Consider the following 21,797-nt stretch of genomic DNA (forward strand, 5'->3'; position numbering starts at 1 on the left):
CTCCCCAATCTTCGGCTATACTTCGTTACAAGATCTCCATCATATTTACATTTTCGACCATGTTTAAAAAAATTTTATTTCAAATTCATTGGTTTCTGGGTATTACTGCTGGCCTAATCTTATCCATTATGGGTGTTACAGGTGCAATTTATTCTTATGACCAACAAATTTTAAAATGGGTGAATTCTGATAGTTATGTTGTTCAAGCTGAAAACACTCCAAAATTAACTCCTGCTCAGCTTTACCAGCATTTCAATACAACCCAACCTGAAATCAAAATTAATAGCATTACGATCGCCAAGGACCCCACCTCTTCTTCTGTGGTGAATATTGAAAAAGAAGGTGAACGCCGTGGCTATAATATGATGGTGAACCCTTATAACGCTGAGATTCTTCCAGATGTTAAAGGCCGAAAGTTGTTGTTACTCATACAACAAATTCATCGTAATTTAACAGCAGGTGAAGTTGGTAAACAAATTACTGGTGCCTGCGCACTCATGCTAATTTACTTCGTACTCAGTGGCTTATATTTACGTTGGCCTAAAAAGCATTCTGCTCGTCAATGGTTGGCTGTTAAACCGAAACTCAAAGGCCGGAATTTTATTTGGGATCTACATGCTGTTGTCGGTACATGGGTCATTGTTTTTTATCTTCTTTTCGCATGTACAGGACTATATTGGTCTTATGATTGGTGGCGTAGTGGCATGTTCAAAGTGATGGGAGTTGAACAACCTAAACGACAAGATCATGGCGCTACTCCTCAAAATCAAAATCGTGGAATACAGCAAGGTAAACAATCTGACAGTAATACTAATAAACAATCAGATCCTCAATTAGATAATACTCAACTCATTACAGCACTTAATCAAACATGGAGTGGCTTCAATAGTCAGGTTGGACGTGATTATTCGACTCTAACATTAAGCTTACCGAAAAAAGATGATGGAAAAATTGAGTTAAGCTTTGTCGATGCTACTCCACAACATGAACGGGCACGTAACCAAGCCATCTATAATTATCAAACTGGCAACATCGAAAAGATGGAGCTTTACGAAGACAAAAAGCTTAATCAAAAGATTATGAGCAGCATGTTACCCGTACACCGCGGTAGCTTCTTTGGACCAATTTATCAATTCGTTGCGATGCTTGCTTCTCTAGCAATGCCTTTGTTCTTAGTTACTGGGTGGATGCTTTACCTTAAACGCCGTAAACAGAAAAAATTAACACAGGCGGCTCGTCAGTCTTTAGCAGGACAATACATTGATCCAAATGCAAAGCCTTGGCTTATTACTTATGCAACTCAAACAGGCGTAGCTGAACAACTCGCTTGGAGTACGACAACAAGTTTACAAGAGGCTCATCAACCTGTTCAGGTAAAACCTGTACAGCAGCTAACACAAACTGATTTAGAGCAACATCAGCAGGTTTTATTTGTGATCAGTACTTATGGTACTGGTGATGCTCCTGATCTCGCGACAAGCTTTGCTAAGAAACTTTTAAAATTGAATGTGGATCTTAAGCACATCAACTATGCTGTTCTAGCGCTAGGCTCTAAAGAATATCCAGACACTTACTGTAGTTTTGGCCATGCCGTGGATGCTTGGCTTAAAGCAAATGGTGCTCATGCTCTCTTCAATACAATTGAAGTTGATAATGCAAACCCATCGGATATTCAAAATTGGAATCAATCTCTCGCTAAAGCAACCAAATTAGATTTACATGCTGTAAATCTGGAAAAAGTATTTGATAGTTGGACATTACAACAACGTGATTTACTCAACCCAAATAGCTTAGGTCAGCCTGCTTATAATATTGAACTTAAAGCAAATCATGAGGCGATATGGCAAGCGGGTGATATTGCTGAAATCCAGCCTAGTAATAGTCCTGAACGTATTCATGCTTTTTTGCAAAAGCATCATATTCTTAAAAATTCAAAAGTTGATTCACTACAGATTTCAATCGAAAAAGCGCTTTGGAATAAAGATTTAACTGGTGAAATTGAACCATTTGCTAATCTGGATCATTTATTAGAGCAGCTCCCTACTCTACCAACGCGAGAGTATTCGATTGCGAGCATTCCGTCTCAGCAAATCCTTCGCTTAGTTGTTCGTCAACAATATGATGCGTCTGGTAACTTAGGTTTAGGTTCGGGTTGGCTGACTCAACATACGCAAGTTAATAATGAAGTTGCTTTGCGTATTCGTACCAATGAATCATTCCATCTTATTGATGATAACCGCCCTATTATTTGTATTGGTAATGGAACAGGTATTGCTGGCTTAATGAGCCTATTACACACCCGTACGCGTCATGATTACACGGAAAACTGGTTAATCTTTGGTGAACGTCAAAGAGCATGTGATTTCTTCTATGAATCAACTATTGAGGCATGGAAAACCACAGGAATGTTAAAACGCCTCGATTTAGCATTTTCGAGAGATCAAGAACAACGCATGTATGTTCAAGATGTAATCCGTCAGAATGCAGCAGAATTAGTAAGCTGGGTAGAACGGGGTGCTGTTCTGTATGTATGCGGTAGTATTGATGGTATGGCAAGTGGAGTCGATCAAGCACTTATCGAAATTCTGGGTGAAGAACAGGTAGATGATTTAAGACAACAAGGCCGTTACCGCCGTGATGTTTATTAAAGATCAATAAAAACTAAAACCGAGTAATAGCTTAAATGCTTTACTCGGTTTTTTATTGCATTCAGAATGATTTTGCATACACTGTCTGCAATTTAAATTGCAACTCTAAGCACAATGCAAGTCAGTAAGTGGATCCGTATTTTCCTAGCAATCATTGGTTCGATTTTATTTCTAGATGGATTAGTTTTAATTTGTCTCAATAAAATTAATGTAGGCACCGTTATTCCTTTAATTTTAGGTGCTTTCCTCTGCCTATATTCCTTATTTTATTATCATTTAGAACGCTTTTTCTTCTATCACTATCGCTTACACACACTTTGGCGTTTTGGATGGTTATGCTTCTGGATATGGCTAATTGGCTTAGGCTATTTTTTTAGCTTTATTAAAGAAAATAAAGATACTTCAAATAATATTCCTCCAGTAAAAGCAATTATTGTCTTAGGAAGCGGTGTTGAGAATGGTCAGCCATCTACAATTCTTGCAAAACGTTTAGATACGGCCGCTCCTCTAGCCCTAAAACAGCAGCAAGCACAGATTGTTCTAACAGGTGGTCTTGATTTTTCAGAAAAAGAAAGCGAAGCATTGGTTATGTCTCGTTATCTTGAACAAAAGTATCATATCGCAAGAGATCAAATGATCCTTGAAGATAAAAGCACTAGCACAGAGCTTAACTTAAAAAATAGTAAACCCTTATTAGAACAGCACCACATTACCTTAGAGCAGCCAATCGCTATTGTGACAAGTGATTTTCATATTCCTAGAGCAATAGCAATTGCAAAGAAACAGGGCTATACCCAAGTTTATGGGGTAGCGGCAGAAACACCATTAGCTACTCGTTACAATGCATGGTTACGTGAATATTTCGCATATGCAAGTGGATGGATTTTAAACGAATATTAAAAAATAATTTAATCGGAAAACTGCTATTTAAAAAAATAGCAGTTTTTTTTGTGAAAATATTAGTGATCGGTACAAATACAAAGTTGATATTAGCTAGAACTAGTAATTACAGGCTAGATACTTATCTTTAACCACTAGTAACGCAATTTAATGAGGTTGAGGAATCCCATCAAAAGCATGAAGAAACACCAATGCTAAAAAATTAAAAAACTAGCGATCAATAAAAAGAATAACTTAAAGATATAAGGACTTTAATTTTAGAATAGAAAAGTTGTATCTACACTGAGTCACATAGTAAATAAATTTACATGTAAGTATAAGATATTTATAGATGAGTATAAATTTAGGGAATTTTAAATTTCTGATAGAAATTATGGTGGGCGCTGACGGGATCGAACCGCCGACATTCTGCTTGTAAGGCAGACGCTCTACCAACTGAGCTAAGCGCCCTTAATGAGAAAAGATAACGAATGTATCTTCATACTCTACATTCTCTAGACAAGGGAATCAAGAGAATGGCGCAGCGGACGGGGCTCGAACCCGCGACCCCCGGCGTGACAGGCCGGTATTCTAACCAACTGAACTACCGCTGCACTACAATACTTTAAAATAAAGTATGGTCACATATATGGTGGGCGCTGACGGGATCGAACCGCCGACATTCTGCTTGTAAGGCAGACGCTCTACCAACTGAGCTAAGCGCCCCAAGAAGAAAAAACTAATAAATTATTAATTTTTCGATTTAAAACTTTTACATCTCAAATCTTCTTCCAAACACAACCCGAACTGAAAAGTGGCGCAGCGGACGGGGCTCGAACCCGCGACCCCCGGCGTGACAGGCCGGTATTCTAACCAACTGAACTACCGCTGCACTTTCACAATGTCGAAATTGTGGGGTAAACGATGTTAAGTCTTAAGTGGCGCAGCGGACGGGGCTCGAACCCGCGACCCCCGGCGTGACAGGCCGGTATTCTAACCAACTGAACTACCGCTGCACTTTCACAATGTCGAAATTGTGGGGTAAACGATGTTAAGTCTTAAGTGGCGCAGCGGACGGGGCTCGAACCCGCGACCCCCGGCGTGACAGGCCGGTATTCTAACCAACTGAACTACCGCTGCACTTGAGAGCTTAACGTAAAGGCTTGGTGGGCGCTGACGGGATCGAACCGCCGACATTCTGCTTGTAAGGCAGACGCTCTACCAACTGAGCTAAGCGCCCTTAACGTCTTCATCGTTTGTGAGGTGCATTATAGAGAATCTTTAACAGGTGTCAAACGCTTTTCGACAACTTTTCAAAAAAATGCGAATGAATGATTAAAAATAAGTCATTATTAAGTAAAAAACAATTTTTTGTATTTTATTTAAGCACTTATTTTAATATTTTGATCATTCAGCTAATTAAATAAAAATTTTTAAAATCTTATTTTAGGTTAAAGATTGCTCAGACAAATAAACCAATGCATCTTCAGCGACTAAATCAAACAGTTCAATGATTTCTTCATTACGCATTCGAATACAGCCATGTGACATGGGAACGCCCATCGGTTCTTTATCAGGAGTGCCATGAATATAGATATAACGCTGCATGGTGTCATGACCTTCGCCTTTATTAAAGCCTTCTTCTAAGCCATCTAACCAAAGAATACGTGACAATATCCAATCTCTTTCAGGGAATTGTGCTGCTAGTTCACTACTATAGACCTCCCCTGTTGGCTTACGTGCAATAAAAACCGCATTTTGAGGAGATTGTGCACCTATTTTTTTTGCAACCCTATGCCATCCACGTGGAGTCCTACCAGTATTCTCTTGCTCACCGATTCCGTTCTTTCCGGTAGAAATGACATAAAACTTATTATGTTTAGGCAAAGTTAATGTTTGATTTGCTAAATCGATGAGGACGTCTGCTTCTTCGAGCTTAAATTGAGACATTGAACTTATTCTCTTATATCAACTCAAATACCTTGAGTTTAAGTAAAAATTTATATGAAGAACTTGTCTTGAGCCAAAATTAAAAGATTATCAATCTTTTAATTTTGGCTCAGGGCGTAGCCATAACCAAAGTGCAACGATGAACATGGTAGTATCAGTAAAAACCTTGACCCAAAGCGGTGCTGAAGTAAATAGCATTATAAGGCCACTGATTGCCATCATTATGCTTGCAATCCATTTGGCTTTACGTGGTACTGTACCATTGGCTCGCCAATCACGTAATGTTGGGCCGTATTTGGGATGGTTTAATAACCAATCATCCATTTGTGGCCATCCTTTTGAAGCTGCCCATGCAGCTAGAATCAAAAACACTGTTGTGGGCATACCTGGTAAAATTGCTCCAATAATGCCTAGCGTGATAAAAATCACGACCAAAGAGCGCCAGAACAATGTTCGCATATATAAACCTTAACCTGCTGTTAGCGTTAGTATAAAGTGTTTTTCTAATATTGTTTGTTGATCCCTTATGAAATTAGGATGAATTACTTCGAGTATTAAATATATGAATATTGCCTCAGTGAAAACTTCCTATTTCGAACCATGGCTTCAATTTCAACATCCTATAGTGCGACAGCTGGCTTTTTGTATTGCTAGTCCAAATTTACTTTGCCAATTACCAAAAAGTTTTTCTATACAACACGACTTTAAGCTGCACCCAACCGAAGTATGGGAAGAGCATTTACAAAATTATTTACCACGGTTAAAAGAGCTCGATCAGTCACCAGAGCCTTTAATCCAGTTTTTATCTCAACTTAAAAGTACACGCTTAGGTTTACGCTTTGAGAATTTACTTTGGTTCTGGCTACAAGAGGATAATTATCATCCTTACCAACTATTAGGTCATAGTATTCAAAAAATTGATGGGGCAAAAACTTTAGGTGAGATAGATTTTTTAATTTTAAATAAAGAAACTCAACAAATTGAACATTGGGAGGTCGCGTTAAAATACTATTTGGGCGAGGCAGACTTACATTTAGAACAATGGATTGGATTGAATCGTCAAGATACTTTAAGCAAGAAACTTTATCATTTTACGAATAAGCAATTTCAATTTTCTGAAGCATTAAATTTTAAGATTCAACAACGTTTTGCGGTTTTAAAAGGACAACTCTCCCTGCCACTTCAGTTAAATTCTCAAAAATCGCTACCAGACTGGATAAATTTAAAGCGTCGTTTGGGATATTGGGGGACTACCATTCCCCATTCTTCTTTTTATCGATTGCAAAGACACGAATGGTTGTGTCCAAATAAAGAGCAGACTTCAAATCGGGCACATTGGTGGACAGACGGTTTATATTGTAAAAATAGTGAAGAGGTTTTGTTTTATATGTTTAGACATCCTTCGTACTTAAACATTAAGCCTCACCTGCAAAAATTAAGCTAATTAACAATAAGTTTTAAGCTTGTAGAAACATTTTATAACGTTTTTACTATTAAACAGTCATGTTTCTTTTTCCGTTTGTTTTTTAATCTAAATTTACTTCATTATTAAATTTAAACGGAGAAAATGATGAAAAAAGTTTTAGCTGCGTCTGTAATGGTTGCTGTTATTTTAACAGGGTGTAATACGTTTAAAGGTTTTGGGCAAGATGTTTCTAAAGCAGGTGATGCTGTAACAAATACTGCTGAAAAAACACAAGATAAAATGTAAGTTAGAGTTGTTACTTCAAAAACCTTATCATTCCGATAAGGTTTTTTTATTTTTACGTACCCATCCCCTAGAGATTCGCCTATTATATCGGACTATATTTCACCTGATCAGCACGCAATTTTCGGTATGAACCATTCAGACACTCTCTCGCTTAGCTTAGAACTGTTACAACAACCTTCTGTTACTCCTATTGATCATACATGCCAAACCATCATGGCAGACCGTTTAGCCAAAATTGGTTTTCATATTGAACCGATGCGTTTTGGTGAAGTTGACAATCTTTGGGCGCGTCGCGGAACTGAAGAACCTGTATTTTGTTTTGCCGGTCATACTGACGTAGTTCCGACAGGCAAGTTAGAAGCATGGAATTCAGATCCGTTTGCACCTGAAATTCGCGATGGAAAATTATATGGTCGTGGTTCGGCCGATATGAAAACAGCACTTGCAGCTATGGTCGTTGCATCTGAACGTTTTGTCGCAAAACATCCTGATCACAAGGGTTCGATTGCTTTTCTAATTACTTCTGATGAAGAAGGACCTGCTATTAACGGTACGGTTAAAGTGATTGAGACTCTTGAAAAACGTAACGAAAAGATGACATGGTGTTTGGTAGGCGAACCTTCTAGTACTCATAAATTGGGTGATATTGTTAAAAATGGTCGTCGTGGTTCACTTAATGCCGTATTAAAAGTTCAAGGTAAGCAAGGTCATGTGGCTTACCCACATTTGGCGCGTAATCCGATTCATGAAGCATCACCAGCTTTAGCAGAACTGTGCCAAACTGTTTGGGATAATGGAAATGAATATTTCCCAGCAACATCATTTCAGATTTCAAATATTCATGCTGGCACTGGCGCAACAAATGTCATTCCTGGTGTACTAGAAGTTACTTTTAACTTCCGTTATTCAACAGAAGTAACAGCAGAACAACTTAAACAACGTGTGCATGAGATTTTAGATAAACACGGTTTACAGTACGAAATCGTTTGGAATCTTTCTGGTTTACCATTCCTAACACCTGTGGGTGAACTCGTTAATGCAGCGCAAACTGCTATTTTGAACGTAACGGGTACTGAAACTGAGCTTTCAACGAGTGGCGGTACTTCTGATGGCCGTTTTATTGCTCCAACAGGCGCACAGGTATTGGAATTAGGTGTTCTAAACGCAACAATTCATCAAATTAACGAACATGTTGATGTACAAGACCTTGATCCACTAACTGATATTTATGAGCAAATTTTGGAAAATTTGTTAGCTAAGTAAAAGTTAAGATCTAACGAATTGAAAAAGCGCCCTTTTGGGGGCGTTTTTTATATTTAAAGTATCAATACATTCTTTTAAAATTTTAAAGATTATTTATATTCAATAAACTAGAAAATTAGTTTTAATAGAAATAGCTTAAAAAGCTGCTTTTGAATTCTTATCTATCCATTGCAATATAGTTGGCCAGACTTCTTTAGCAGCATTTTGGCTAAGTACAATTCGACTATGAGAATAATTTTCCAAGTTACTATTGGAATAGCCAAATTCTCGAAATATATTATTTTCATTTTCAAAAGCTTGCAAATATTTATAGCATCCTTTAGCAGGGGCAATAAATTTATCGCCAGTCCCGCAAATAGAATATATTGGAACTCTAATAGAGCTCATAAATTTTTTATAATCTATATCTTTAAATTCACTTATAAAATTTTCCTTTAAGTTCCAATTAAACCATGGACGCATCGTGTAATAAGTTTCATTTATTCGCCCCAACTTAAATTTATTAGCAGGAATCTGACCTAGACCTTTTACAACTAATTTTGCAGAAAACAATTTAATAAAATCAAAGGAATTATTTACTGCTCCAAATGCTTGGCAAGCAACAAAAGTAATACTTTGAATATTTTTTAAATATTCAGGATAATTAATTAAGAACATGGTTAAGCATAGCCCTCCACCACTGTGTGTTACACAGTGCAAGGAGGTTATATTAAAATGATGGTGAATATAATTAAATGCAGTTTTATATTCATATAATGCAATAGTTTCAAAATTAAATGGTATATCTGTTTTTGGGCTAGTACCATGCCCTCGCCACTCTAAAATAAAACAAATATAACCATGATTTGCCAAATAATCTGCAATTCCTATACAAATAGTTTTATCCGAAAATGCACCATGAGATAAGAAAATTGCTTCTTTTTTTATTAGAGAATTATTTCTTTTAGAAATTTCCCATAAAGCAAATTCACCATGATCATCTGTTTTTAAAATATGTAGCTCTTTATGAATTGACATTTATTTTCTACTGTTACAAAGATTTTATTCTAGGTTGACTTAACAATGCCTGAATAAGTGGAGTATAAAACTCACCTTCATTAATAAGTTTAATATATTCATCATTATGCTCTACCCAACCTTCTTCGGCTAATACATCCCAAATAGGCTTATAATCGAGTTTAATATCACTATTAAAAATTTTCTCGTACTTTTTGGTATTAATTTTCATTTCCTGTAATGCTTGAAATATCCAAATTAACTTTACGTCTTCAGTATCATGAACAAACATACGTTCAACAGGAAGTTTATTTAAAGATATTGCATTGTAGTATTCAGTTAGGTTTCGATGATTCATTGCTGAAACAGATTTAATGCTTGATGAGTTAGGTTGTAGTCTCATATTAACTGCTGCATAACCCAATCCACTCATTGTGGTCATTTTACTTTGCCCATTGGCATCTAAGCAGTCTCTAAGGTTATCTTCATATAAATATTTCTCTGAAATTGATTGGTTGTTATCTTCTTTTTCCCAATCATATACTGTTTTTTGTTTATAGCCTTTGCTTATTAAGAACTGTTTAGCAATGTTATACATTTCAATTTTCTTCTCAATAGAAGGCGTATTTTGCTTTTGTTTTGTCGCAAAGTCAGAACGACCAGCGATATTAAGCTCATAGTGAGTAATATGTTTTATTCCTGATTGAACAATACTTTCCAAGTCTCCTAGCATTGCCTCAACTGTTTGATTTGGCCAGCCATAGATCAAATCGACGTTACAAGATAAAGAATACTTATGGAACAATTCAATTGCATCAAAAACCTGCTTTCTCGTTTGTTTTCGACCGCTTGTAGCGATTAACTCATCATTAACCTGTTGTACTCCCATACTGACACGGTTAAAACCTGCATCTTTAATTGCTCTTATTTTATCTTCATTAAAAAGTTGAGGTATACCTTCTAATGTCATTTCTATAGGGCTAGATATACCAGCATCGGGAAAAAGAGAAGATACAACCTTAGTCAGTTTTATATAATCATTAGGCTGAAGTAAATTAGGTGTACCTCCCCCTACATACAAACTTTCAAGCTTAGCTCCTTGATAAAATTCTTTATATAAGTAGGCTTCCCTACTTAAAAAACCCAGATAATAGTCCATTTCCCGCTTACCTTTATAGTCTTGTGTTGGGAAAAGACAAAATCCACAATGAGGTGGATCAGTAGGAATACAATATGGAATACCTAAATACAAATTTATAGACTTATATTGAGCATCTGTATTTAATAAAAAGTAATTATTTTCTTCTTCCTTTAAATCTGTTTTCCACATTTTAGGTGAGGGATGGGTATGTAAAACTTTATTTGATAAATGTCTTACTTTATTTTTTTTGATGAAATTTTTAATTGAAGCAATATCCATAGTCACTATATATTTACTTATATACCAATAAATATATTGTATTTAAATATAATAAATTACGCAAATTAATTTAATTCTTCCAACCATAATAATTTTTATTTTATCAATTTAATCTAGAGCATAAATTTAGATATTTTTAAAAATACAAATTCATCTTTTAGTATTGTTAATATATTATTTAGTCATCATAAAAAAAGGAACTCATTTGAGTTCCTTTTTTCTTTATAAACCTAGCGTTTTTTCAATATATTCTAGATTCGGTATATGGTAGCGTTGATTGTCCATACGAACATATTTAAATACTGTTGGGTGCTTCAAAGACTCTTGTATATCTTCATTTTCATCTACGACTTCCGAAATACGCAGACGAACTGAAACTGGCATCGATTTACACATAAGTGCAAAACGTTGACTAATGTCTTCGCTTTCAATGACTAAAGCTACTGCTCGAGAATCTATTTCGTTGTGAACCAAATAAACAGGGAGTTTTACATCATGCCATTCAATATGCTTGATACCATTTTTAACATCCATAGCAGATAACACTATATTTTGTGGCAATAGCATCGGCACTTGCTGATGGCATTCAATAATATATGCATCAATAAAACCAGTTGAGACAGTAATTAAATGCTGAAGCTCTTGCTGGTCCATTTCATTAATTAAGGATGTACTTATATTACTTTTCATTAGGCAAGTCCCCCTTCAAATGTCATGAATAACGCATCAATATTGTGAAGTAAGTCTTCTTCTTGGAAAGGTTTACCCATGTATTGGTTCACACCTAAAGTAAATGCTCGTTCACGGTGTTTTTCACCAGTTCGTGATGTAATCATAATCACTGGCATATCTTGATGTAGATCATGATGTCGAACGAGGTTAAGTACCTCAAAGCCATCCATTCGTGGCATTTCAATATCAAGTAACATGAGATCTGGTTTAATATTTTCCAATTGCTCAATGGCGTCAACCCCATCTTTAGCTGTGACTACATCATAGCCCTGACGTTCAAGTAAGCGAGACGTCACCTTACGTACAGTTACCGAGTCATCTACAATCATGATAAGACGTCGTTCGTCAGACTCGCGTTGTCTATAGATAGTTTCATTAAGCGATTTATGTCGGCGAGTAGATTGAATTTGGCGAGCAATATTTTGTCCATCTAAAATTAGACAAACTTGGCCATCACCTAAAATAGTTGCTCCTGCAATCGCACCAATGCTAGAGAATTGTTGTCCTATTGGCTTAACTACAATCTGTGCGCGTGAGCCAATTAGTTGGTCAACTAATAATGCGACGGTTTGTCCATTATTTGCCTTAATCATTAATACTGGTAATGAATACATCATTCCACTTAAGCGCGGAATTGGTTGATTACCAACAAACTCAGATAAATAACGTAATGGATAACGCTTATTTTCAAATTCAAAGAGCTCTTGTGCACTTCCGAAATATTGTTCTAATGATGCTGGTGATACTCGTACAATTCGATCAATCTGAGCCAGTGGGATTGCAAATTGCTGATCAGCAACTTTAACCATTAAAGCATCACTAACAGCTACTGTCGTTGGAACACGTATGGTAAAGACAGTTCCCTGCCCATATACAGAGTCGACACTCACATGGCCACCTAAGGCCTTAATATCACTTTGCACTACATCCAGCCCTACGCCACGACCTGAGATCTGAGTGACTTGATCGGCTGTACTTAAACCAGGGTGGAAAATCAGCTGTAAAATATCTTGATGTTCTAATACTTGCTCTGGATTAATCAAACCAGACATTAACGCCTTTTGACGAACCTTCTCGATATCAATACCTTGCCCATCATCCTTAAATGTAACTACAACATCTGTACCTTGACGATGAATATTGAGTTCAATGCGTCCCGTTTCTGGTTTTTTAGCTTGTTCACGTTGCGCACGGTCTTCTAGTCCATGGTCAATTGCATTTCTAAGCATGTGCTCAAGTGGCGTAACCAAACGTTCTAACATTGTCCGGTCCAGCTCGCCTTCTGTATTATTAACAAAAAGCTCTGCTGGTCGATTTAACGCGGTAGAAGTCTGCCTCACAATTCTTTGCAGACGAGGCAACAATCGAGAAAATGGTACTAAGCGTGTTCGCATAAGACCTTCTTGAATTTCAGCCTGAATACGCGATTGCTGTACCAATAAACCTTCAGTGTCTCTGATCTTTTCAGATAATGTATTTTTAAAATCTACTAAATCCGATGCAGACTCGGCAAGAGACTTTGATAACTGATTTAATGAAGAATATTGGTCCATCTCTAAAGGATCAAATTCCGTATAACGTGAGTTCTCAATACCGTGTTTTGCAATAATTTGGGTTTCTAATTCGCCTTCCATTCGACGCAACTGATCTGCAAGTCGCTGAATAGCCAATTCCATTTCCGCTAAGGTATGACCAAATTGGCTTAAATCCATTTCAATTCGCGAACGGTTAATCGAATTTTCACCAGACAGATCAATCATTTTTTCAATTAAATCTGCCGAGACTCGAATCATCTCATTATTTTGATCAAGGCGTTGTGCTTGTTCCCATTCACCCATCATTGGCGGTGGTTCTGTACCGTCACCTTGCACAAAACTCATTACAGGTTCCGTGCTGAATAGATCAGTTCTAGTTAACTTACTAGGAATTTGAATTGCTGTTTCAATGAACTGGATATTTTCCAGACTTTGTTGTAAACCATCGAAGTGTTGATAATTTTGTTTAAAAATTGCCTCTTTTAACCAGACAATTGCACTCTCTAATAAGTTGTCATAAATATTTGAGCTGAAATGATGAAGCGCAAATTGTTCAAAAGCATTCTCAAGTTGATAAGCAATCGCTTGCACGGTTTCAAGTCCCAACATACGGGAACCGCCTTTCAAGCTGTGCACTGCCCTTTGTAGTTGAAGCAAGATACTACGGTTAGTACGTTGTTCGAACCATTGTTTTAATAGATGATCGGCCATTTCTAATAGTTCGGCCGCTTCCTCCATAAACGTCTGCTCGACAACAGTATTAATATCTTGATCTGGGATACTCTCTGTATGATTGTGATCAGCATAAAGAACTTGTAATTCGGTTTGCTCAACAAGTTGATTATTAGACTTAGCAATCTGCTCAGAACCAGAAGTTAACTCACTGAGGTTTGACGCCGTATTATTTATCGCTTCTTGTTGTAATACTTCAAAATTTAATTCAGGTATAACATACGTTTCAGGTTCTGTTTTGCTCTCTTTAATATGAGAATCAAATACCTGACCTGCATTTTTAAGTGCTTGAATAGTATGAGAAGCAGCATAATCTAGGTGCTGTTCACGCACTATTTGAAGACGGTCAGCCAAGTCATCTTGAACTAGTCGAATAAAATCAATGAGAGCAGACGAAGCTATCAACTGTTTTTGAATTAAACGCTCATAAATACTTTCTAACTCATGTGCAATTAAACCAATATAAGTTGCCTGAATCATATTTGCCCCACCTTTTAAGGTATGCAAATAACGCATCAGATTATTGAGAGCGGCAAAGTTTTCTTGATCATTAACCCAAATATTAAGATCTGTATCTATTCCTTCAAGCAACTCATCGGCTTCTTCAAGAAAAATATCTAAAAGATCTGGATCAAAATGACGGTTTACATGCTCAGACGAAATGAATTGTCGATCTAGTTGTACACTCTGCCCTATGGTGACCTGATCAGTGAATACATTTTCTATCAGAGGTTCATTCGCCGTTTGTTCAACTTCAGCATTAAACAATGGTTCAAAAACGTCTTGATGAGTTTCTAATGATTCGGAATTAAGATTTGGAATATATTGAGTATATAGTTTTAGCTCGTCCAAGACATTTTGGTGTTGCTCAATGATACTTACTCTTTGTCCTGCGGCTAATGCATCAAATAACTGAATTAATTGTTGGTGCGCTTTTTGATAAATTTCAAAAACATAATCTGATTGCAATAAATCAGGTCGATCAAGCAATATGTCGTAGCTTTCTTTCAACTGGTTAGTATATTCATATAAACCAATCATTGCCTGCGACTGAGTGTGTTGCAGCAAAACATCTGCTTGTTCACATAAACGTTCAAGATAATGAGGAAACTCTGTACGTATTCCCTTCTCAAAGTCTAATTCCGCATCAAGTAATTCAGCAACATTTAGCTGTAATAGCTGAGACACTAAACCATGTGGAGGCATAAGTGGGCTTGAATGCTCACCATGCTGCTCCATGTAAGTATCCCAAACCTGATTAAATTTCTGTAAATCAGATTCCAATTGCTCAGTAGAGCAATGTGCAGCCAATAGATCTAAACTATTTCGAATAAACTGACGATAATCACGGAGTAATGAAATTTCTTCAGAGTGAGAAGAAAGCTCTTCTTGTAATAGTATTTTAAATAAATGCTCAACTTTGGTACTGGCTTCAAAGATTGGTTCTACATGAGCCATGGCAGAGCTGCCACGTAATGTATGTAACGCACGTATTAGAGCATTATAACTTTCATGCTGATGTATTTCTTTTTCCAAAAACTGATCAATTGTCGCTAAGTGCTCTTCTGCTTCCTCCATAAATAAAATTAAGGTTTCAGCAAGAGTCTGTTCAGTTTCTATAGCAACTTCTGGAGTCGAAATAGCTAAAACTTCTGTTGATTCTGGTTCTAAGTCATTCGCTTCTAAACCAGTTTGAGTTTCAGCAGTAAGAATATCTGATAATAATAAAAGTTCGTCTAACGCGGGTTCTACACTTTGCTGTTGTTGTAATTGTTGTCCCAATAAAATTAGGGGGCTAAAGTCTAAGGTATGATCTTTTTTAGATTTGAAGTCATCTACTAACTTAAAGAAATAGAACTTAAATACCAACTGAACATATTGTTGGATGTCAGGAGTTAATCCGAGACTCTGATTGATTACCCGATTAAGCGTATCTTCTACAGTCCAAGCAAGCTCAGCAGAAGATTTGGCACCAATCATTCGCCCAGAACCTTTCAATGTATGAAAATGACGGCGGATTTCAGTAAGCGTAGCAATATTTTTAGATTGCATCCATTCGTGAATCAAAGATTGTAATTCAACAAAAATTTCTTCAATTTCTTCGACAAATATTTCAAGAAATTCATCGTCTTGTTGAGAGTAGCTATCTTCCGGTAGCATCATTGCTTCAGTTAAAGTTTTTAATATTTCTTTCATAGCAAAGGCTTCTTTTGCTTGTCTCCAAAATGGAGAAAAACGACAGAGTCAACACCAGAAAAATAGCTGTTTCCCCAATATTTATCTGGTGTTGTTAATACTTTTTAGAAGAATAGCGGTACAGAAACAGCTATTCTCATCCCCAATTTAATCAGGTAATTTAAAGTCCGTTACCGATTCACGTAATGACTCTGCCATGTTTGCTAGTTCAGAAACAGAGCGTGCTGTATCAAAAGTTGCAGTTGTCGTTTGTGAAGTAATTTCTTGTACGACTGTCATGGTGGTAGCAATGTGGCTGGCAGATGCAGATTGAAGTTTTGCTGCATCAGAAATGCTGGCAATTAAGTTTGCCAAATCACCCGATACTTTTTGAATTTCATCCAAGGCAATACCCGCGTCTTTTGCCAAGTTTGCACCACGCACAACTTCAGTGGTGGTTTGTTCCATCGAAATAACAGCTTCATTTGTATCGGTCTGAATTGTTTTAACCAGAGTTTCGATCTGTTTAGTTGCCGATGCAGAACGCTCTGCAAGACGCTGTACTTCATCAGCAACTACGGCGAAACCACGACCTGCTTCACCAGCCATAGATGCTTGAATTGCTGCGTTTAATGCAAGAATGTTAGTTTGGTCGGCAATATCGTTAATGAGTGATACGATGTTACCAATTTCTTGTGAAGACTCACCCAATCGCTTAATACGTTTAGATGTTTCTTGAATCTGTTCACGGATTGTGTCCATACCTTCAATTGAACGGTTTACCACTTGTGCACCATTAGAGGCAATTTGTACCGAACGCTCAGCTACCTCAGCAGACTCAGATGCATTTGAAGATACTTGGTCAATCGATTGCGCCATTTCATTCATTGCTGTTGATGCACCAGCAATTTCTTGAGCCTGATGCTCAGACGCCTCTGCTAATTGGTTCGTAATACTCTGCGTATCTTGCGTATAGCGAGCAACTTCTTGAGAGGTTTCATGAATACGGGATACAAGGTCACGTAGTTGGTCAATCGCAAAGTTAATCGAGTCGGCAATCGCTCCCGTAAAATCCTCAGATACGGTTGCATATGAACGTAAGTCACCATCTGCAAGATCGGCAATTTCATCAAGTAAACGTAAAATCGCGTTTTGGTTACGGTCATACTCGTCTTGTAATCGAGTAACACGTTGCTTATCCATCACACTACGTAATGTGATCAATTTAAATACAGAGAAGATTAAGCCTGCTAAAGAACTGATTAGCACCGCACCTAACAATAAAGTAAGCCAGTTCTTTCTTGCTACATCAGATAAATGCCCCAAGTTATCTAACATCACATCTGATTTAGAGAAGATCTGAGAAGATGCCTGACGAACATTGACAATCTGGTTACCATTTTTTAATACCGTGGCAGCAGCAGATTTTAAGACTTTGTCATATTCAGATTTAATACTTTCTAATGATTCACGTAAAGCCGGATCAGCAATACGATCAACACCCAATTCAGCATTACCATTAAGTTCAGCATTTAAATACGTACCAAACGTATCAATGTCTACACCAAAATCGCTAGTCGATACATTACCATCAGTACCACTTAATACCGAGTTAATAGAACGTAAAATACGTTCGGCAATAAACACCTGGTTTTTAGCAATAATTACCTGACTACTTGGCAAACCTTGACGCGCCATTTGGTCAACCATCAAGTTATATTCTGCCTGAATCTCAGGAACGGTTTCGCTAATAGAGATGTTGGTGTCATATAGCTGGTTAAGGACTTTTTGATGTGCTGAAATCAAATCGATGTTTTTTGACAGTTCAGTCCACATAACTTGAACTTTTTGATATTCATCAGTCGACTTACCGTGAATATTTTCAATCTCAAGTAAGTTTTCATTAAAGTCTTTTTGAGACTGCTGTAGCTTGGTGATTGCCTCTTGAGAGCCAGACTCAGTTGCTTCAGTTGCTTGTTTAGAAATCGTTTGAGATAACAAACGTAACTCACCGAGACTTCGAATTAACTGGTTATGACGTGGAACGTTATAGAACAGATAGGCTAGAGAAACTAATGCAAGCACAAAACATAAAAGTGCTGCATATAGGATTGGCTTGGACTTTTCACTTTCCCCAAATAAACTGGCAAATTGCTCAATTTTTGACTGGATTGTTGCAATAAAATTGACACCCGATTTTTCGGACGCAACTCGACTACTGCCTTTCTTTTTAAGCTTAAAGCCCATAGCTTTTCCCCAGAAAAATACTCTGTTTTCACAGCGTAAAAATTAGTTTATAAATTTTGTCGATGCATTCATGTAATGTGAGTTTTGCAATAAACGACTAAATAAAAAGACATGCCAATGCTGGTTATGTTGATGAAAATAACCTTGGCAATATTCTTTTAGATTTTCCTCTAAGTCTAAGCTTTGAGAAAAAAAGCTTTTTTTATTAAAGTGCTGAATCCCCAAAACCTGATCCACGACCAACCCCACATACTGGTCGCGATGGCTAATACACAATACTTTTTGAGTTGACGAAAATGAACTTCGTTGCCCTAAAATAAAATGCGCCAAATCAGACACTGAAAGTAGTCTTCCTCGAATATTTGCCAATCCCTTTACCCAACTTTGGGTATTTGGAACTGGTGTATATTTTGGTGGATAGATTACTTCTGACACTTCCCCAAGTGGTGCGACGAAGTATTGCCCTCTCATTTCAAAAGCAATTCCTGACCATCGCTGTGCTTCATTTTGAACTGAAGCGTAATTCTTATTACCCCGTTTAGACAAACGAAGTAACTCGATAAATCCATTCGCTGCCATACTCGATCCTATAAAACGGGTACAAAATGCCCGTTATTTATGTTTTTATGGATGGATGAGTTAATTTAGAAATTGTTTAATTACATCAATCAATTGATTTTCTTCGATTGGCTTAATCAAATAATCGATTGCACCTTGACGCTTGCCCCATACACGGTCAGTTGCCTGATCTTTAGTACTCACAATCACAACAGGGATATGCTTAGTGTCTTCATCACGAGTAATCTGACGTGTTGCCTGAAAACCATTTACACCCGGCATTACAACATCCATCAATACAAGATCTGGTTGCTCTGCTTTTGCAAGAGTTACACCATCTGCACCATTTGATGCTTCAAGCACGTCATAACCATGTTTAGTTAGGATTTCTTTAAAACGAAAAGTTTCTGTTGGTGAATCATCTACAATGAGAATACGTGCCATTTTTTTGCCCTCAAATTATTGTTTATGAACTTACATGATTACGAATCGCGTTTAACAATTCATCTTTGCTAAAAGGTTTCGTCAAGTATTCATCTGAACCTACCACACGCCCTTTTGCCTGATCAAATAAACCATCTTTACTAGAGAGCATGATAACGGGAATGTTCTGATAATTTTGAGAGTTTTTTATCAAAGCACAAGTTTGATAACCATCTAAACGAGGCATCATGATATCGACAAAAACAATATCCGGATTTGCTTCTGCAATTTTGGACAAAGCTTCAAACCCATCCACAGCAGTAATGACTTCACAGCCTTCACGCTGTAATAAGGTTTCTGCTGTACGGCGAATGGTTTTTGAGTCATCAATCACCATTACTTTCAGATTTTGGAATGCATCTTCCATTTAATCTTCCATCCCCATAAAAATAAAATATAAATGCAATTTAACTTAAATTTGTTTTTACACATTTATACGCATTTTTAACATATCTCATGTTCTATTTTCAATGAGGCATTTTTGTCTACTTTCTCATTTATAAACAATAACTTTTAACCTCATCACACTTTAATTAAAATTATCATTTTTTTTATAATGACTATATTTTTATTCAGCTAAATAATAATTAATATAATGAAGATTAAATATTTAAAAATAAGCGACTTAGCTATCTTTTTTGGGGATTTTCAATGAATGACAGGATGAAATATGCCTTTTACAGGAACTGTTTGTCTGTATCTATAGGCATTATTTCCTTCGGATCACTCTTTTTCTTACCCTCTGGTGTTGCTATTGCCGATACGCCTAAAGCGGTTTGGTATCGTTATTATGATCAACATGGTATTGCCAATATTAGTACATCGGTCACACCCGCTCATATTCGTTATGGCTATGAAGCTCTAGATCGTAATATGCAAGTGATAAAAAGAAACCATTCTTATAATGCTGAAGCTGATTTAAATCAATCAAGTCAACGGGCATTATTGGCGCGACATAAAGAACAAGATATCAAATTAAAAAAAGCTTATAGCAATAGTAAGACAGCTTCGATTAAAAGAGATCAGGCATTAGTGTCTATAAAAAAGCAAATTAATTATCAGCAGGAACAACTTAATCAATTACAACAAGACAAAATTTTATTTAAGCGTCAGGAAATGGAGTATTTCAGAAAAGGAGAACCGATTCCTGAGCGTCATAAGGCTTTGATTGAAAACAATCTAAATAATATTAATCGGGTTAAACAAACACTTGAAACACTTTCCAAGACCTATAACCGAACCAACAATGAGTATGAAAATATTATCGATCGTTTAAAAAAGCTTGAATAACTGCAAAGGTTTATCAAGAATAGGGGCAAAATAAAATTTGAATTATAGGATGATGCTGTATGCACAGGATGCATCTCACCCCTTCTACTTTTTTTAAACTGAGTATTATTAGTTTATGTTTAATTTTAGCTGCATGTAATCAGCAGGAAACAACCAAAACTACTGAATCAGCTCCTGTCAAAATTGAGCTTATTCCTCAAGACCTTATTGCAGTTAAACAAGGAGCACTTGACTCTCAAACTGCATTTACAGGAACTATTCGAGCGGTTCAGCAAAGTTCCATTCAGGCACAAGTGAGTGCAACGGCGACGAATGTCACTGCAAATGTGGGTCAACAGGTACAAAAAGGCCAAGTTCTAGTCAGATTAAATAATCAGGACAATGTTGCACGATTAGCACAAGCACGAGCTAACCTTGCATCAGCTCAGTCACAAGCTGAACTTGCTCGTAATTTGATGAACCGAAAACAAAGATTATTTAATCAAGGTTTTATTGCTCGTGTCGAGTTTGAACAAAGTCAGGTTGACTATAAAGGCCAGCTTGAAAGTGTAAAAGCACAACAAGCCAATGTTGATATTGCTAAAAAAGCGGATCAAGACGGAATTATTACTAGTCCAATTTCAGGTGTGATTACTAAACGCCAAGTTGAACCCGGCCAAACTGTTTCAGTTGGACAAACACTATTTGAAATCGTAAATCCAGATCAACTTGAAATACAGGCCAAGTTGCCAATTGAACAGCAAGCTGCACTTAAGGTCGGTAGTAACATTCAATATCAAATTCAGGGCAATTCAAAACAATTAAATGCAACGCTAACTCGCATTTCACCTGTTGCAGATCAAGATAGTCGACAAATTGAGTTCTTTGCTGCTCCTAAAGAAAAAATTGATTCGTTAAGCATTGGAGCTTTCATTAATGGAAACATTCTGCGCAATGACACTCATCAAGGCCAAACGATTCCTTTAGATAGCATTCAAAATATGCAACATGACCCGTTTGTATGGGTGATACGCAATCACACTATTCAAAAAGTTAAAATTCGGGTGGTTGAACAGCGTTATAACGACAATATTGCTTTAGTCGAAGGTTTACAAAGCACAGATCTGGTCAGCCGTATTCAATTTGAAGATTCCGACATTAATAAAAAAGTGACAGTTACAACCGACAAAAATAAATAA

17 protein-coding genes and 7 tRNA genes are annotated in these 21,797 nt (G+C 36.8%); 7 read left to right on the top strand and 17 right to left on the bottom strand.

Translation table 11 applies throughout. The features are described from left to right. The first annotated feature begins 59 nt into the window (after positions 1–59). Complete coding sequence (locus J580_RS19720; RefSeq protein WP_032005426.1) at positions 60–2,648, top strand: PepSY domain-containing protein; 2,589 nt, start codon at positions 60–62, stop codon at positions 2,646–2,648. Between the two features lie 114 nt (positions 2,649–2,762). Then, positions 2,763–3,548, top strand: a complete 786-nt coding sequence (locus tag J580_RS19725) for a YdcF family protein (protein WP_032005428.1) — start codon at positions 2,763–2,765, stop codon at positions 3,546–3,548. Positions 3,549–3,922: 374 nt separating this feature from the next. Here the strand turns inward: J580_RS19725 and J580_RS19730 are convergent. The 9 genes from J580_RS19730 to J580_RS19770 form a co-directional block, all read right to left on the bottom strand. After that, a tRNA-Val gene (locus tag J580_RS19730) sits at positions 3,923–3,998 on the bottom strand. Positions 3,999–4,064: 66 nt separating this feature from the next. Next, a tRNA-Asp gene (locus J580_RS19735) sits at positions 4,065–4,141 on the bottom strand. 36 nt (positions 4,142–4,177) lie between these two features. Beyond that, positions 4,178–4,253 (bottom strand) — tRNA-Val (locus tag J580_RS19740). Between the two features lie 89 nt (positions 4,254–4,342). After that, positions 4,343–4,419: transfer RNA gene (locus tag J580_RS19745), tRNA-Asp, on the bottom strand. A gap of 47 nt (positions 4,420–4,466) precedes the next feature. Beyond that, positions 4,467–4,543 (bottom strand) — tRNA-Asp (locus J580_RS19750). Between the two features lie 47 nt (positions 4,544–4,590). Continuing rightward, positions 4,591–4,667 (bottom strand) — tRNA-Asp (locus J580_RS19755). 24 nt (positions 4,668–4,691) lie between these two features. Further along, positions 4,692–4,767: transfer RNA gene (locus tag J580_RS19760), tRNA-Val, on the bottom strand. 206 nt (positions 4,768–4,973) lie between these two features. After that, the gene (elsL, locus tag J580_RS19765; protein ID WP_032005430.1) at positions 4,974–5,477 is read right to left on the bottom strand and encodes a cell wall-recycling L,D-carboxypeptidase ElsL; all 504 of its coding nucleotides are present in this window, start codon (positions 5,475–5,477) and stop codon (positions 4,974–4,976) included. Positions 5,478–5,567: 90 nt separating this feature from the next. Beyond that, positions 5,568–5,936 (bottom strand): YbaN family protein, encoded by a 369-nt coding sequence (locus J580_RS19770; RefSeq protein ID WP_032005432.1) that lies wholly within the window; start codon positions 5,934–5,936, stop codon positions 5,568–5,570. Positions 5,937–6,039: 103 nt separating this feature from the next. Here J580_RS19770 and J580_RS19775 point away from each other — a divergent pair, with 103 nt between their 5' ends. The 3 genes from J580_RS19775 to dapE all read left to right on the top strand — a co-directional run bounded on the left by J580_RS19775 (position 6,040) and on the right by dapE (position 8,451). Next, complete coding sequence (locus J580_RS19775) at positions 6,040–6,921, top strand: DUF1853 family protein (protein ID WP_032005434.1); 882 nt, start codon at positions 6,040–6,042, stop codon at positions 6,919–6,921. 123 nt (positions 6,922–7,044) lie between these two features. Then, positions 7,045–7,188, top strand: coding sequence for an entericidin A/B family lipoprotein (locus J580_RS19780; RefSeq protein WP_014207555.1), 144 nt, complete (start codon positions 7,045–7,047; stop codon positions 7,186–7,188). Between the two features lie 126 nt (positions 7,189–7,314). Next, positions 7,315–8,451 carry a succinyl-diaminopimelate desuccinylase gene (gene dapE, locus J580_RS19785; protein ID WP_032005436.1) on the top strand — a complete coding sequence of 379 codons (1,137 nt, stop codon included), beginning with the start codon at positions 7,315–7,317 and terminating at the stop codon, positions 8,449–8,451. Between the two features lie 135 nt (positions 8,452–8,586). On the opposite strand, the gene J580_RS19790 is transcribed toward dapE, so the two are convergent. The 8 genes from J580_RS19790 to pilG form a co-directional block, all read right to left on the bottom strand. Next, complete coding sequence (locus tag J580_RS19790; RefSeq protein WP_032005438.1) at positions 8,587–9,468, bottom strand: alpha/beta fold hydrolase; 882 nt, start codon at positions 9,466–9,468, stop codon at positions 8,587–8,589. Between the two features lie 13 nt (positions 9,469–9,481). Continuing rightward, on the bottom strand, positions 9,482–10,867 hold the full coding sequence (locus J580_RS19795) for a coproporphyrinogen-III oxidase family protein (RefSeq protein WP_032005439.1): 1,386 nt from the start codon (positions 10,865–10,867) through the stop codon (positions 9,482–9,484). 222 nt (positions 10,868–11,089) lie between these two features. Further along, a complete protein-coding gene (locus J580_RS19800) occupies positions 11,090–11,557 on the bottom strand; it encodes a hypothetical protein (protein ID WP_032005442.1) in 468 nt (155 codons plus the stop codon). Beyond that, positions 11,557–16,062, bottom strand: a complete 4,506-nt coding sequence (locus tag J580_RS19805) for a hybrid sensor histidine kinase/response regulator (RefSeq protein ID WP_032005443.1) — start codon at positions 16,060–16,062, stop codon at positions 11,557–11,559. Before J580_RS19805 ends, J580_RS19800 begins: the two co-directional genes overlap by 1 nt. 147 nt (positions 16,063–16,209) lie before the next feature. Beyond that, positions 16,210–18,288 (bottom strand): methyl-accepting chemotaxis protein, encoded by a 2,079-nt coding sequence (locus J580_RS19810; RefSeq protein ID WP_005072794.1) that lies wholly within the window; start codon positions 18,286–18,288, stop codon positions 16,210–16,212. A gap of 42 nt (positions 18,289–18,330) precedes the next feature. After that, a complete protein-coding gene (locus J580_RS19815) occupies positions 18,331–18,867 on the bottom strand; it encodes a chemotaxis protein CheW (protein ID WP_032005445.1) in 537 nt (178 codons plus the stop codon). A gap of 60 nt (positions 18,868–18,927) precedes the next feature. After that, positions 18,928–19,290 (bottom strand): response regulator, encoded by a 363-nt coding sequence (locus J580_RS19820; protein ID WP_002116220.1) that lies wholly within the window; start codon positions 19,288–19,290, stop codon positions 18,928–18,930. A gap of 22 nt (positions 19,291–19,312) precedes the next feature. Continuing rightward, positions 19,313–19,696: a twitching motility response regulator PilG gene (pilG, locus tag J580_RS19825; protein ID WP_000389061.1), complete on the bottom strand. Its 384-nt coding sequence runs from the start codon at positions 19,694–19,696 to the stop codon at positions 19,313–19,315. Positions 19,697–19,980: 284 nt separating this feature from the next. On the opposite strand from pilG, the gene J580_RS19830 reads away from it, so the two are divergent. Both J580_RS19830 and J580_RS19835 read left to right on the top strand, forming a co-directional pair. Next, positions 19,981–20,619, top strand: a complete 639-nt coding sequence (locus J580_RS19830; RefSeq protein ID WP_017385895.1) for a hypothetical protein — start codon at positions 19,981–19,983, stop codon at positions 20,617–20,619. 68 nt (positions 20,620–20,687) lie between these two features. After that, a complete protein-coding gene (locus J580_RS19835; RefSeq protein ID WP_081403725.1) occupies positions 20,688–21,797 on the top strand; it encodes an efflux RND transporter periplasmic adaptor subunit in 1,110 nt (369 codons plus the stop codon).

It is taken from the genome of Acinetobacter sp. 1542444, from assembly GCF_000581835.1.
GTDB lineage: Bacteria > Pseudomonadota > Gammaproteobacteria > Pseudomonadales > Moraxellaceae > Acinetobacter > Acinetobacter pittii.

Bases quoted from the DNA above. Each gene is read 5' to 3' on its own strand.
- J580_RS19725 (WP_032005428.1), top strand. From the start codon at position 2,763: ATGCAAGTCAGTAAGTGGATCCGTATTTTCCTAGCAATCATTGGTTCG.
- J580_RS19795 (WP_032005439.1), bottom strand. From the start codon at position 10,867: ATGGATATTGCTTCAATTAAAAATTTCATCAAAAAAAATAAAGTAAGA.
- J580_RS19810 (WP_005072794.1), bottom strand. From the start codon at position 18,288: ATGGGCTTTAAGCTTAAAAAGAAAGGCAGTAGTCGAGTTGCGTCCGAA.
- J580_RS19835 (WP_081403725.1), top strand. From the start codon at position 20,688: ATGCATCTCACCCCTTCTACTTTTTTTAAACTGAGTATTATTAGTTTA.
- J580_RS19805 (WP_032005443.1), bottom strand. From the start codon at position 16,062: ATGAAAGAAATATTAAAAACTTTAACTGAAGCAATGATGCTACCGGAA.
- J580_RS19780 (WP_014207555.1), top strand. From the start codon at position 7,045: ATGATGAAAAAAGTTTTAGCTGCGTCTGTAATGGTTGCTGTTATTTTA.
- pilG (WP_000389061.1), bottom strand. From the start codon at position 19,696: ATGGAAGATGCATTCCAAAATCTGAAAGTAATGGTGATTGATGACTCA.
- J580_RS19800 (WP_032005442.1), bottom strand. From the start codon at position 11,557: ATGAAAAGTAATATAAGTACATCCTTAATTAATGAAATGGACCAGCAA.
- J580_RS19720 (WP_032005426.1), top strand. From the start codon at position 60: ATGTTTAAAAAAATTTTATTTCAAATTCATTGGTTTCTGGGTATTACT.
- elsL (WP_032005430.1), bottom strand. From the start codon at position 5,477: ATGTCTCAATTTAAGCTCGAAGAAGCAGACGTCCTCATCGATTTAGCA.
- J580_RS19770 (WP_032005432.1), bottom strand. From the start codon at position 5,936: ATGCGAACATTGTTCTGGCGCTCTTTGGTCGTGATTTTTATCACGCTA.
- J580_RS19815 (WP_032005445.1), bottom strand. From the start codon at position 18,867: ATGGCAGCGAATGGATTTATCGAGTTACTTCGTTTGTCTAAACGGGGT.
- dapE (WP_032005436.1), top strand. From the start codon at position 7,315: ATGAACCATTCAGACACTCTCTCGCTTAGCTTAGAACTGTTACAACAA.
- J580_RS19830 (WP_017385895.1), top strand. From the start codon at position 19,981: ATGAATGACAGGATGAAATATGCCTTTTACAGGAACTGTTTGTCTGTA.
- J580_RS19790 (WP_032005438.1), bottom strand. From the start codon at position 9,468: ATGTCAATTCATAAAGAGCTACATATTTTAAAAACAGATGATCATGGT.
- J580_RS19775 (WP_032005434.1), top strand. From the start codon at position 6,040: ATGAATATTGCCTCAGTGAAAACTTCCTATTTCGAACCATGGCTTCAA.
- J580_RS19820 (WP_002116220.1), bottom strand. From the start codon at position 19,290: ATGGCACGTATTCTCATTGTAGATGATTCACCAACAGAAACTTTTCGT.